We start from the raw sequence: 11,805 nt of genomic DNA on the forward strand, positions 1-11,805 counted from the left end.
CCTCACATGACCTGCGAAAGCCTACAAAGAGGCCTCGATTTTTTGTGCAGCGGCAGCATCAACCCATTCATGCCAGACATCGGGGTGCGCCTTCAGAAAAGCTCTGGCAGCGGTAGGCGCGTCCTGCTTATACTCGGCCTGTTCTGCCAACGCCTTGTTCAACAGGTCAATCGGCACGTTGACCTTTTCCAGAACGGCAACAAGCTCCGGGGCGTTTTCATAAAAAGGTTTGGACAATCCAGCCTGCACCGTTATGGCTTTCTCATCTCCCGGTTTGCTGGCCAGCTTGATGAGATCCGCTCGCCCCAATAGTGGCGTAGGCGACCAGTAATAGGTCAAGATGGGCTGCTTGCGCTTCACGGCCGATAGGATTGCGGCATCCAGTGCCGGCCCTGTGCCAGGGCGAAAATTGGTAAATGTGTCGGCCAATCCATAGCGTTCGAGCATCTCGGTATTTTCCAGCTCGCATGTCCAGCCGGCTGGGCAATTATAAAATCGACCTTTCCCAGGCTCCTCTGGATCGCGAAACAGCTTGGCGTATTTAGGCAGATCACTGATGGACTTGAGATCTGGAGCCTTGGCATTCTTGCCTTCCACCAGATAGCGCGGCACGTACCAGCCTTCCGTCGCACCTTTGATGGGTGTACCAACGCCTACTACCTTGCCTGTATCAGCGGCTTTATTCCAGACGTCACTACGACCGATCCACTCTTCAGCAAAAACCTGAATATCATTAGAGGAAAGTGCAGCCTCCAACGTAATCGAGTTACCTGGAATACTATCGGTCTTACAGCCGTAGCCTTCCCTCAAGACTGTCGACATCAGCTCGGTGAGAAGCATCCCGCTTTCCCAGTTCACACCGGCGAACTTGACTGGCTTACCAGACTCACACCAACCGGCTGCCTGCGCGTTGCCTATAACCAGCCCCAGCGCCAAAAGGCCTACCGCCAGGCCATTTCTTGCGTTCATGATCTGCATCCTTAGCATCCATACGCCTGCCCGGCGCGAAAAGTCGTTACCTATCGAAGCGGCTGTTTTGAGCCTGGATGCCCTCTGCAGTTTCATAAAAACTACAGCGAAACAGGAAAAAGCCTGTCCGGCTACTCATGCAATAATGGGATATCCAGCGACCATTGCTCGATCACGCTGGGCAAGAATCACTCGATAATCGTCAAGGGAGGCCGGTACAAACGAGCGAATAGCCAGTGTTTCAGCCAGCGCAGGCTGCTCCTGCAGGACCTCATTCAACACGTGCTGCATCTGCTGTACCTCTTCCAGACTACGTGACGCTGCGGTAATGATCGGCAACGCAAGCGTCAGCTCCGTGCGGGCAAGAACTCGTGTGCGGGCTAACGTGTCAGGCGCATAACGCTCAAGGTACCCCCAGGTGACGCAATCAATAGCTGTCAATTCCGTCTCGCCGCGGCTGAGTAACTCCAGGCTTGTCACATGGGCACCGCTGGCCTTGACCTCACCAAAGAATCGCCCCTTTTCAGCCATGGGCGCGACCGTCACCCTTAATAAATTCATGCCGCTATTGGAGTCCAGCGCGTTGATGACCACACGCGCACCTCGAAAGGCCTCCAGGGTACTGCGCTCATCATCTGCGTGGATCACGATAAAACTGCGGTGCTGAGCACCTTCACAGCCGCTCAGCTCATAACAAGGCGTTGCTACGATCTGAACCTTGTCGCGCAGGCGCGTCATCACCGGATAGCCGCAGCTCTGAGATAACAACAGGCTCGGTGATGACCATTGCGCCATGAGATCAGCGGGCGCTTCCTCACATTGTTGAATACCCAGATGCGCCAGGACCCGCTCGATAAAGATCTGACCGGCCTCGCGTACCGGTTCAGGCGTAACGTACATGGGCCATGTAGCTAACGATGTCACGGATAAATACTCACTGTGCGTTCAAGGCGGCATCCACCCGCGCCGCGGCATCAGCCGAAAGCCAGGCAGACCATATATCGCGATGTTCCTTGAAGAACGCCAGGCTCATCGCATCGGCATCCTTATGTTTCTCCGACATTTCGGCCAATATGTTGTTGAATAATGGAAGCGGTATTTGCACCTTTTCAAACAGCTGTACAAGCTCAGGTGCCTGGTCATGCAGATCTTTCGAGATGCCGATCGTAATCTTCGCAGGGAGCGAGCGGGACGGTAGAGGACTGGGATTCTTGGAGTCGGAAAGTGTTTCCCAGGCTTGCTGACTGAACGGTGGCTCCTCAAGCTGTATCAGCTTGAAGCGGCCCATCAACGGCGTAGGCGACCAGTAGTAAAACACGATCGGCTCGCCTCTGCGGATAGCCGTACTGATGGCTGCGTCCAGGGCTGGACCGGTTCCAGTACGGAAATTCGTAAAACTGTCAGTTAACTTGTAGGCCTTGAGCTTTTGCGTATTGACGATTTCACAGGTCCAGCCAGTCGGGCAATTATAGAAACGGCCTTTGTCGGGTGATTCAGGATCCTTGAACAGATCCTTGTATCGCGACAAATCCGTTACAGACCTCAGCTCAGGCGCCTTGGCCTCAATCCCACGAGCCGAATCGCCCTTAACCAGATATTCTGGAACCCACCATCCCTCCGTAGCACCCTTGACCGTTTCTCCAACCGAGAACACCTTGCCGGCCTTCTCCGCCTCACGCCAAAAAGGGCTACGGCCAGCCCACTGCTCGCCTGTTACCTGAATATCGTTTTGCGCCAGCGCATTTTCCATCGTTACTGTATTGCCGGGAATCGCATCGGTCTTGCAGCCATAGCCCTTTTCCACCAGAAAGCGCAGCACTTCAGTGGCGAACATGCCGCTCTCCCAGTTGAGACCTGCAAATATCACAGGCTTATCATAGGGACATTTCACCTCATCAGCGTAGGTGTAATGTGTCATACCCAGACTTGTGACAATCGCAAGAATGGACAAAGAGATACGCATGGAAGCTCCTTCATGCTTGGCAACAAGGTCTTCGCCTGTCGCTAAATTGCTCATGCAGCTCGTACTGAGCGGCTACCTCACAGTATTTCAACAATCCGTAACGGTGTAGTCTCAACTCAGCAGTACCACCCGCCCCTGCCAGGTATAACCATTACGGGACGCGATTACGAGCGCTTCACGGTCATGTGGCGCCTGGATAACAATTTCACCATCAGGCAGCCAGAACGTACTACGTCCGGTCGCAAGCCAGCCACCGGTTTCGCCTACATGGTTAGCCAACAGGACAGGAAAGCCATGAATCTGCGCATATGACCTTAGCTGCGCAGTATCAGCTTCAAAACCACCTGGCGTAATCAGAGCGCTGGTGACATAAAGAGAAGCACCCGCCTGAGCCGCACTCGCAGCATGCTCGGGGTGACTTGTGTCGGCACATATGGCCAAGGCTATGCGCTCGTTCTCAAGAAGTAGCAGTGGCCCACCGCTTCCCGCCTGAAATGCCTGGTCTTCACCTTCGTGCAGGTATCGCTTGGTATATAGCACGTCGTCCCGCCCCGCACCTATTACCAGCGCCGCAATAAGCGGCTTCCCTGTCGAACTTAACGGCATGCCTGCCAGGATTGATATGCCTGTCTGAGCAGTAGCCTTACGCAACGGCACCAAGCGAGAGTCATTGGGCAACAACGCATTCTGGCTAGCCGTCTTCCGCTCATACCCTGTCAGTGACAACTCAGGAAAAACAAGAAAGTCGACGCCTTGCCGAGCAGCCTGTTCGATTACACGGACATGGCGCTCGACATTGGCTTGAATGTCATGACCAACCGGCGTGATCTGTGCAGCAGCGATTACGATACCTGTAGAACTCATCGGCACATCCCGGCAAGGTTGGAAGGCCAGAGGATGCCATATAACAAACCCATGACGTCAACATAACGTCCGAGCCATACCCGACAAGACAGGTAGTAAAGGGGTAGAAAGTGATGGGTGCAGTCAGTCCCTAGGCAAGGGCAACAGAATGACTTCTACCCAGTTTTCATAATCCATGCAGATTTCAAGTGTCTCGATAGTTGAGACCATATGAGTCGTCTTGATCTCAGGATCGAAGCGCTTGTTCTGGATAACAGCCTTCCCACCATTGTTGAGCATCATGGCCACAATGATTGGTTCGCTTTCAAAATTGACCAAATGACGAAAAACAGCCTCGTAAATATCCTGAGTGCGACCAGAAGCAGGCGAGTCAATTTCTACCTGGTAAATAGTACCGGCCTTCAAATAGCGATAACTCACAGTAGAGAAATGCATCGGTCAAGCACACCGAAAGACAAGGTTTCTTATCTTACCTGATAGCAATTGGCCATTTATCAAAAAAGCGTAAATCTCCGCAAAAGAAAAAGGCTATTGCGGGCAAAACTTCAAAATGAACCTGACCGTTTTCAATAGCCGAACAAAAAACAAAGCTTGACTGGACGAACTTGCCGGATAATCAGCTGGTCGATGGTTGAGAATGATCAGAATGGGTTTTCCATGACATTTCCTCTCGTCCGCCACGCTTATCGATCCACTCGGCTTCTGGCCTTTTCCGCTTCGGTTGTTCTGTTGGGTGCCTGTGCCACTGCTACAGACAGATCCGAGATGTGGAGCTATCAAAATGCCCAACAGCATCAGGCGCTCCCACCAGACCAGGCGTACCCGGAATTATTTGCAGCCGTACAGCAGCAATGGTTGTTCGACGATCAAAAGCATTTTGTCGATGCCCTACCGCTAAGGCCTCCCGCCACTATCCGGGCGGACTACTTGGCGCAACGAGCCAACCCTGGCTTTGATCTCAGACGCTTTGTGGCGGACAACTTCGAGCCATCAGGAGCTGCTGAAACCCAAAAGCCTCAGACAGGTACCGATATCCGTGAACATATCGATAACCTCTGGCCTGTACTCACGCGACATTATGAGAAGGTACCGGCATATAGCAGTATGCTGCCGCTACCCTACCCCTATGTTGTTCCGGGGGGTCGCTTTCGCGAGCTGTACTATTGGGACTCCTACTTCACCATGCTTGGCCTGGTAGAGAGTGGACAAACGAAGTTGGCGCGTCAGATGCTGGATAACTTCGCCTACCTGATCGATACCTATGGCCATATCCCCAATGGCAATCGCACCTACTATCTGAGCCGCTCCCAGCCACCCTTCTTCTCTTATATGGTTGAACTGGAGGCAAAGACGGAGGGGGATGAAGTCTATCGCCGTTACCTTCCGCAATTGCAAAAGGAATACGCTTATTGGATGGAAGGTTCGCAAACGCTAAAGCCTGGCGAGGCTGCCCAGCACGTTGTTCGTCTGGCTGACGGTACGCTATTCAACCGCTACTGGGATGCCAGCGATACACCTCGCCAGGAATCCTACATGCAAGACAAGGAAACGGCAGCCAAGGCTGCTAATCGCCCGGTCAATGAGGTTTACCGAGACCTGCGAGCCGGGGCAGAAAGTGGCTGGGACTACACGTCACGCTGGCTGGGTGATGGGAAAACTCTCGCGACTATCCGTACAACCGCTATCGTTCCGGTAGACCTCAACAGCCTTCTCCATCATCTGGAAACCACAATTGCACTTGCTTGTGAAAAGAACGCCATGTCGACTTGTACGCAACGCTACAGCCAGCGTGCAGAAGCGCGAAAGGCTGCCATAGAGAAACACCTGTGGAACAACAAGGGCTATTACGCTGACTACGATTGGCAGAAGAATCAACTCAGCGATCAGATCACAGCCGCTACGCTCTATCCTCTTTATGCAGGGATCGCCAATTCCGATAGAGCCCGGCAAACCGCATTGACTGTTGAAAAGAATCTGGTCAAAACCGGTGGGCTTGTCACTACGCAAATCCATAACGGACAGCAGTGGGACTCTCCCAATGGCTGGGCTCCGCTTCAATGGATCGCCGTAGAAGGCTTGCGTCGCTATGACCAGCAGGATCTAGCCAGAACCATCGGCCAGGGTTTCCTTGATCAGGTGCAGACGCTGTTCACTAAAGAGCACAAACTGGTCGAGAAATATGATGTGGAGGGTTCAAGCCAGGGAGGTGGCGGTGGTGAGTACAAACTGCAGGATGGCTTTGGCTGGACCAACGGTGTCACGCTGAAACTACTCGACCTCTATCAGCAACCACCAGCTAATGCGCAACCCTGACACCATTAACCAAAGGGCAAGTCTATCTCTTTGCCCTTTGGTTGCCTCGCTAGGCATGGACGTCCTGGCTTTTCACAGCTTTCGTTCCTATCGCCTAGGCTGAGCAATACACCCGTTACCGGAGCGCCCATGATCGACACGACTTCCCACAATATCGCTGACCTGAAACAACACCTTTCTAATGCGTTGGACGAAGGTGTAAATGAAATCAAAGCGCATCAGGAGGAAGGTCTCGATATCCCGGAGGCCATGCATGAGCGCCTGATCCGTATCCGCTCAATGCAAGAATCCCTTGAAAAAGGAGAAGACATACGTCTTGAGCTCGAACACTTCGAGGCGTGGAAAAAAGAAAATAATTTGATTTGAGCTGTATAGAAATAAAAAAGCCCCGCAGCATAACTGCGGGGCTTTTTAGTATGGCGGAGAGATAGGGATTTGAACCCTAGGAGCCATTGCTGACTCAACGGATTTCGAATCCGTCCCGTTCGGCCACTCCGGCACCTCTCCAATGCAGCGCATGATAACAGCTGAAATGCATCAGGCGAAGCCTTGAATGCAAAATTTCTACCATTATCAGGCGTTTGCAAAAGTCGCCTGCCAACCTTAGAGCGGTACGCCTAGGCGGTTAGCCACTTCTTCATAGGCCTCGATAACGTCCCCCAGCCCTTGGCGAAAGCGATCCTTGTCCATCTTCTTACGGGTTTCCTTATCCCATAGACGGCAGCCATCAGGGCTGAATTCATCGCCCAGCACAATCTGGCCATGGTGCACACCAAACTCCAGCTTGAAATCCACCAGCAGCAGCCCTGCGTCATCGAACAGCTTTTTCAGCACGTCGTTCACCTGGAACGTCAGCTCTTTCATGCGAGACAGCTGTTCAGGCGTAGCCCAACCAAATGCATAGACATGGGTTTCGTTGATAAAGGGATCGTGCAACGCATCATTCTTGAGGAACAGCTCAAACGTGGGCGGGGAAAGCTCCAGCCCTTCCTCAACACCCAGACGACGCACTAGGCTACCAGCAGCATAGTTACGAACCACACACTCCACAGGAATCATGTCGAGCTTTTTAACCAGACATTCATTGTCCGCAAGCAACGCATCGAATTGGGTTGGAATCCCTGCGGCCTCAAGCTTTTGCATGATGAAGGCGTTGAACTTGTTGTTCACCATGCCTTTACGATCAAGCTGCTCTACCTTTTGACCGTCGAACGCAGACGTATCATTGCGAAAGAGAAGAATGAGACGGTCCGGGTTGTCCGTCGTGAACACAGACTTGGCTTTGCCGCGGTAGAGTTCGGTGCGTTTTTCCATGATGGCTCCGCTTTTAAATAATCGAAGGTTCAGGCAATGAGCTGCCAACCAAGACCTTCGTGCTGATCGGCGACCTGCAGCCAGTCCGCATCGCACCCCAGGGTGTCGACGAACGTTTGCCGAGCCAGATGCGGCCGATTGTTCTTTTCACTCAGATGCGCCAACACAAGATGCTGCAGGGCATCGCATTGCAAGCGGCAAACCAGCGAGGCCGCCTGCTGATTACTTAAATGACCGTGTGATCCACTGACCCGCGCTTTCAGAAAATAGGGATACAAACCTTCATCCAGCATTTGCCGGTCGTGGTTCGCCTCGATCACTAGGGCGTCCAGATCACGATAACACTCCAGTACTGTCGTTGTAGCCTCGCCCAGATCGGTAAGTACACCCAAGCGACGCCGGCCATCAAAGAAGACGAACTGTGTCGGATCGTATGCATCATGAGACACAGGAACGCTTTTGATCTCAATGGCTTCTAACTCGAGCGTATCGCCTGCTGCCAGTACCGTTGTAGCAGCAATAGGCTTGCGTAAGCCGCGCACTGTACCCTCGGTCAGATAAACCGGAATCCCATAACGACGCGATAACAGCTCGACCCCATGAACATGGTCGGAATGCTCATGGGTAACGAGAATGGCATCAAGTTGTGTAGGTTCGACGCCCAGGCGAGCCAGGCGTCTTATCGTTTCACGTAGCGGAAAACCGCAATCGATCAGTATGTAGGTGTTATGGCTGTGAACCAGGGTTGAATTCCCCCGACTCCCGCTGCCTAGGACCGCGAAGCGCATATTGCATGCTCGTCTGTAGCTTTTTCAGCACCGTCTCGGCCATATCGGCTGGCGCTACGGTGTTGATGTCTTTATCCAGCGTGACTTGAACAGCATCGCCTACATTGGTCAGACGAACCTGATAACGCTCGGCACGAGCGTTTTCTTCTTCCTTGGAGGGCTCATGACCAAACAGGCGCTTGAAGAACCCAGGTTTGTCCTCGTTGGGCTTGCGTGCACCCTCAGCCAGATTGATGTAGTACACCCCCAAGCTACGGTCCATATCGTCAACGCGTATGTTAGCGCCTTCCAGGGCACGACCGACACTGGACCAGGCACGATCAAAGTCGCTCGTCAGGCTCAGCATCGGGTCGCCATTGCCATCTCTCGTATAGGAGACCCGCTCAGGCGTATCGTAGGAACCAGCAGCCAACAGAGATACTGAACCACCTTGGGTATCGGCACTTGCCAGACTGGTTACCATTTCATTCAGCAGGGCTGCATCGAAGGCCGATGTATCAGAGCGAGAAGACCAGTTCGGCTCACTGCTGCTGCCAGTCTTGCGCGTCTGGCTTTGTACAAAGATTTCACTGGTGTTGCTGGAAACCCCTGGCTCGATCCGCACCCGAATACGTGTTTCGGAGCCCGGCTCGATATCACCACCTGTGCTCAAGCTGCGAGCCAACGGTGTCGTCAGGTCGGTCAAAGGTTGCCAGCGTGTCGTGAACTCACCGGTCTGCGGACGTGCCTCACCAATCACGAAGCCATTATCGGTAAAGAACTGATTGGCCACCGGCCAGATCTCGGCAGGCTGCTTTTGAGCGACAACCCAGCGGGCCTTACCATTGCGCTGCAGGCTATAGCTACCCGTATCAGCCTGGACAGCCAATGCTTGAGGCCGTGGAGCCTCGAACTCTGCAGGATGGTCCTGGGTATCCGCTACGTTAGCGGGAATGGGTAGCAGGGGCTGCAAGGACTTGGCCTGAACATCAGTCGGAACCTGCATCGGAGCCGTTTGACGCGACTCCAGATAATCATTACTGCGATCACGAAAATACCCGTGCTCGCCCCATAGCCAGCCACACCCACTGGTCGTGCTGATTACTACGGCAAGTGTTGTTAGTCCAGCCAGTCGCTTCATGCGTAAATTCTCCATCAGGCCAGCACACCGGACTGACGCATTGCCTGGCGAAGCGGCTCATGACAGCGCGGACTCAACCAGGTCAGAGGAAGACGGATACCCTCAGGCATCATTCCCATTTCATGCAACGCCCACTTGACCGGGATCGGATTGGACTCAATGAACAGGTTCTTGTGCAGAGGCATCAATTTTTCATTAAGCGCACGAGCAGTCTCGGCGTCGCCACGCAGGGCAGCCGCGCAAAGTTCGCTCATGTCACGGGGCGCCACGTTGGCTGTAACAGAAATATTGCCTTTGCCGCCCATCAACATCAGTTCAACAGCCGTGGCATCATCACCGGAGTACAGCATGAAATCGCTGCTCACACGATCCAGAATGTCACGGGCGCGCTGCAAATCGCCTGTCGCTTCCTTGATACCAACGATATTCGGCACTGTCGAAAGCCGTTCTACCGTCTCGGCCAACATGTCACAGGCCGTACGCCCGGGCACATTGTAAAGGATCTGGGGAATCGCTACGGATTCGGCGATATGCCGGAAATGCTGATAGAGGCCTTCCTGAGTAGGCTTGTTGTAGTAAGGCGTAACCAGCAGGCAAGCGTCCGCACCTGCATCCTTGGCCGCCTGCGTCAGATCAACCGCCTCACGCGTGGAATTGCCGCCCGTCCCTGCAATGACGGGAATACGGCCAGCCACCTGTTTGACTACACGGCGAATGACCTCGGTGTGTTCTTCTACATCCAGAGTGGCGGACTCGCCAGTTGTTCCGACCGCAACGATGGCATTGGTGCCTTCGGTCAGATGAAAATCAACCAGCTTGGTCAGGCTGGACCAGTCCAGATGCCCCTGTGCATCCATGGGCGTGACCAGCGCCACCATACTGCCTGTGATCATGCAACCGCTCCTGCCGAGAAAAGAGAGCCGTAATGGTACTGACGCTACCAGCCTTGCACAAGCCAAGCTCCGGTAAGGCATTCCCCAACAACGCGCTTTTCGCTACCCTTCGGTTTTGGCCGGTCTACCGGTTTCATCATCAGGAAACACTGAATGTCTGCTACACCACCGCCTCGTGAGCAATTTCTAGTTATCAGTGCGCTGGGCTCCAACCCTATGGAGCTAACCAATGTGCTCTATCGCACGTGTTTGGAAAGCCGCTGCGCGGTCGTCAGCAGCCGCCTGAGCCGACACGGCGAATTCAGCGCACTGATCCTTCAAGTGTCCGGCAACTGGGACGGCCTGGCTCGACTGGAGTCCAGTTTACCTGCTCTGGCAAAGCGACAAGGTTTCACGATTGGTGTAACACGTAGCGCAGCGTTGGAAAACCGAGCGCAAGCCCTACCGTACGTCGTTTATGTCAGTGCGGCCTATCGCTCGGATATTCTCAATGAACTCTGCCAGTTCTTTACCGACCATCGCATAGAGGTAGAAAGCCTGGTTTGCGATACTTATCAGGCGCCCCAGACAGGCGGCACCATGCTGACAGCGACCATTACGGTCATTCTGCCAGCCGGTACTCAGATCAGTTGGCTACGGGATCAATTCTTGGACTTTGCGGACGCACTGAACCTTGACGCGCTGATCGAGCCCTGGCGACCTCAGAACCCGTAATCCAGTAAGCTAAGTGAAGAAACGAACATGACAGTTACCGTTGATCAACCCGTTCCCGATTTCATAGCGGCTGCTACTGGCGGAAAGGACCTGTCGCTTGACACGTTCAGGGGTCGGCAGGTTGTATTGTATTTTTATCCCAAAGACAGCACGCCGGGCTGCACAACCCAAGGCCAGGGGTTTCGCGATCATTACGAAGCATTCCAGGCTGCCAATACCGTAATAATTGGTGTCTCCCGCGACGGCATCAAGTCCCATGAAAACTTCAAAGCCAAGCAGGCATTTCCATTCGATCTGATCAGTGACAAATCAGAAGCGTTGTGTACGCTGTTTGATGTGATCAAATTGAAGAAGCTGTACGGCAAGGAGTATATGGGAGTCGACCGCAGTACCTTCCTGATCGACAAGGAAGGGATTCTTCGCCGGGAATGGCGTGGGGTAAAGGTCCCGGGACACGTGGAAGACGTTCTAGCAGAGGCCCAGGCCCTGAACAGTTGATTTCCAAGGGAGGCTTCTGCCTCCCTGCACTTCATGCCTTGCGCAACCAATAATGAAATACGTTTTCCTGTGCCTGCTCGCCGATCAATGCATGCCCTGACAACTGGGCAAAGGTCCTGAAATCACGCTGCGAGCCGGCATCCGTTGCCGTGACCTTCAATACCGAGCCAGAGGCCAAGCGGTTCAGTTCCATTTTGGCTTTCAGCAATGGCAGTGGGCAACTTAATCCACTGGCATCCAGCTCCGCATCACACGGCCCTGTATAAGTACTGGATTCACTCATAAGAAAACTCCATAAATCCCAAGGATAACGTTCACGGCCTTTCATCGCTAGGCAGCAGCTGTGGGGACAGATAAAGTAAGGGTTTT

14 protein-coding genes and 1 tRNA gene are annotated in these 11,805 nt (G+C 53.5%); 4 read left to right on the plus strand and 11 right to left on the minus strand.

Annotation, left to right across the window (positions count from 1 at the left end):
- Positions 1–21: 21 nt before the first annotated feature.
- The 5 genes from JQR90_RS13530 to JQR90_RS13550 form a co-directional block, all read right to left on the minus strand.
- Complete coding sequence (locus JQR90_RS13530; RefSeq protein ID WP_434140062.1) at positions 22–969, minus strand: ABC transporter substrate-binding protein; 948 nt, start codon at positions 967–969, stop codon at positions 22–24.
- 135 nt (positions 970–1,104) lie between these two features.
- Positions 1,105–1,893 (minus strand): phosphate/phosphite/phosphonate ABC transporter substrate-binding protein, encoded by a 789-nt coding sequence (locus JQR90_RS13535; RefSeq protein ID WP_434140063.1) that lies wholly within the window; start codon positions 1,891–1,893, stop codon positions 1,105–1,107.
- A 10-nt stretch (positions 1,894–1,903) separates the two neighbouring features.
- Positions 1,904–2,932, minus strand: a complete 1,029-nt coding sequence (locus JQR90_RS13540; protein WP_010795160.1) for an ABC transporter substrate-binding protein — start codon at positions 2,930–2,932, stop codon at positions 1,904–1,906.
- Between the two features lie 111 nt (positions 2,933–3,043).
- Positions 3,044–3,796 carry a carbon-nitrogen hydrolase family protein gene (locus tag JQR90_RS13545; protein ID WP_010795161.1) on the minus strand — a complete coding sequence of 251 codons (753 nt, stop codon included), beginning with the start codon at positions 3,794–3,796 and terminating at the stop codon, positions 3,044–3,046.
- Positions 3,797–3,919: 123 nt separating this feature from the next.
- Positions 3,920–4,231: a hypothetical protein gene (locus JQR90_RS13550; protein ID WP_019367186.1), complete on the minus strand. Its 312-nt coding sequence runs from the start codon at positions 4,229–4,231 to the stop codon at positions 3,920–3,922.
- Between the two features lie 222 nt (positions 4,232–4,453).
- Between JQR90_RS13550 and treA the strand changes: the two genes are divergently transcribed.
- Both treA and JQR90_RS13560 read left to right on the plus strand, forming a co-directional pair.
- Positions 4,454–6,109 carry an alpha,alpha-trehalase TreA gene (gene treA / locus JQR90_RS13555; protein WP_051001249.1) on the plus strand — a complete coding sequence of 552 codons (1,656 nt, stop codon included), beginning with the start codon at positions 4,454–4,456 and terminating at the stop codon, positions 6,107–6,109.
- Positions 6,110–6,238: 129 nt separating this feature from the next.
- Positions 6,239–6,475: a hypothetical protein gene (locus tag JQR90_RS13560; RefSeq protein ID WP_010795164.1), complete on the plus strand. Its 237-nt coding sequence runs from the start codon at positions 6,239–6,241 to the stop codon at positions 6,473–6,475.
- A 51-nt stretch (positions 6,476–6,526) separates the two neighbouring features.
- On the opposite strand, the gene JQR90_RS13565 is transcribed toward JQR90_RS13560, so the two are convergent.
- The 5 genes from JQR90_RS13565 to dapA form a co-directional block, all read right to left on the minus strand.
- Positions 6,527–6,616: transfer RNA gene (locus JQR90_RS13565), tRNA-Ser, on the minus strand.
- 96 nt (positions 6,617–6,712) lie between these two features.
- Entirely contained in the window at positions 6,713–7,423 is a 711-nt protein-coding gene (gene purC / locus JQR90_RS13570) for a phosphoribosylaminoimidazolesuccinocarboxamide synthase (RefSeq protein ID WP_010795165.1), read from the minus strand.
- 29 nt (positions 7,424–7,452) lie between these two features.
- A complete protein-coding gene (locus tag JQR90_RS13575) occupies positions 7,453–8,211 on the minus strand; it encodes an MBL fold metallo-hydrolase (RefSeq protein WP_010795166.1) in 759 nt (252 codons plus the stop codon).
- Positions 8,150–9,331, minus strand: coding sequence for an outer membrane protein assembly factor BamC (gene bamC, locus JQR90_RS13580; RefSeq protein WP_010795167.1), 1,182 nt, complete (start codon positions 9,329–9,331; stop codon positions 8,150–8,152). Before bamC ends, JQR90_RS13575 begins: the two co-directional genes overlap by 62 nt.
- A gap of 14 nt (positions 9,332–9,345) precedes the next feature.
- A complete protein-coding gene (dapA, locus tag JQR90_RS13585) occupies positions 9,346–10,224 on the minus strand; it encodes a 4-hydroxy-tetrahydrodipicolinate synthase (protein WP_010795168.1) in 879 nt (292 codons plus the stop codon).
- A gap of 153 nt (positions 10,225–10,377) precedes the next feature.
- On the opposite strand from dapA, the gene JQR90_RS13590 reads away from it, so the two are divergent.
- Together JQR90_RS13590 and JQR90_RS13595 are read left to right on the plus strand one after the other, a co-directional pair.
- Positions 10,378–10,938: a glycine cleavage system protein R gene (locus tag JQR90_RS13590; protein WP_010795170.1), complete on the plus strand. Its 561-nt coding sequence runs from the start codon at positions 10,378–10,380 to the stop codon at positions 10,936–10,938.
- A 27-nt stretch (positions 10,939–10,965) separates the two neighbouring features.
- The gene (locus JQR90_RS13595) at positions 10,966–11,436 is read left to right on the plus strand and encodes a peroxiredoxin (protein ID WP_010795171.1); all 471 of its coding nucleotides are present in this window, start codon (positions 10,966–10,968) and stop codon (positions 11,434–11,436) included.
- A 31-nt stretch (positions 11,437–11,467) separates the two neighbouring features.
- Here the strand turns inward: JQR90_RS13595 and JQR90_RS13600 are convergent, their stop codons facing one another.
- Positions 11,468–11,719: a sulfurtransferase TusA family protein gene (locus JQR90_RS13600; RefSeq protein ID WP_010795172.1), complete on the minus strand. Its 252-nt coding sequence runs from the start codon at positions 11,717–11,719 to the stop codon at positions 11,468–11,470.
- Positions 11,720–11,805: the final 86 nt, after the last annotated feature.

This window comes from Pseudomonas sp. JZ114 (assembly GCF_051027705.1).
GTDB lineage: Bacteria > Pseudomonadota > Gammaproteobacteria > Pseudomonadales > Pseudomonadaceae > Chryseomonas > Chryseomonas luteola.

Coding starts and splice junctions, on each gene's coding strand:
- JQR90_RS13530 (WP_434140062.1), bottom strand. CDS start 969: ATGAACGCAAGAAATGGCCTGGCGGTAGGCCTTTTGGCGCTGGGGCTG.
- JQR90_RS13540 (WP_010795160.1), bottom strand. CDS start 2,932: ATGCGTATCTCTTTGTCCATTCTTGCGATTGTCACAAGTCTGGGTATG.
- JQR90_RS13545 (WP_010795161.1), bottom strand. CDS start 3,796: ATGAGTTCTACAGGTATCGTAATCGCTGCTGCACAGATCACGCCGGTT.
- JQR90_RS13550 (WP_019367186.1), bottom strand. CDS start 4,231: ATGCATTTCTCTACTGTGAGTTATCGCTATTTGAAGGCCGGTACTATT.
- treA (WP_051001249.1), top strand. CDS start 4,454: ATGACATTTCCTCTCGTCCGCCACGCTTATCGATCCACTCGGCTTCTG.
- JQR90_RS13560 (WP_010795164.1), top strand. CDS start 6,239: ATGATCGACACGACTTCCCACAATATCGCTGACCTGAAACAACACCTT.
- purC (WP_010795165.1), bottom strand. CDS start 7,423: ATGGAAAAACGCACCGAACTCTACCGCGGCAAAGCCAAGTCTGTGTTC.
- JQR90_RS13575 (WP_010795166.1), bottom strand. CDS start 8,211: ATGCGCTTCGCGGTCCTAGGCAGCGGGAGTCGGGGGAATTCAACCCTG.
- bamC (WP_010795167.1), bottom strand. CDS start 9,331: ATGAAGCGACTGGCTGGACTAACAACACTTGCCGTAGTAATCAGCACG.
- dapA (WP_010795168.1), bottom strand. CDS start 10,224: ATGATCACAGGCAGTATGGTGGCGCTGGTCACGCCCATGGATGCACAG.
- JQR90_RS13590 (WP_010795170.1), top strand. CDS start 10,378: ATGTCTGCTACACCACCGCCTCGTGAGCAATTTCTAGTTATCAGTGCG.
- JQR90_RS13595 (WP_010795171.1), top strand. CDS start 10,966: ATGACAGTTACCGTTGATCAACCCGTTCCCGATTTCATAGCGGCTGCT.
- JQR90_RS13600 (WP_010795172.1), bottom strand. CDS start 11,719: ATGAGTGAATCCAGTACTTATACAGGGCCGTGTGATGCGGAGCTGGAT.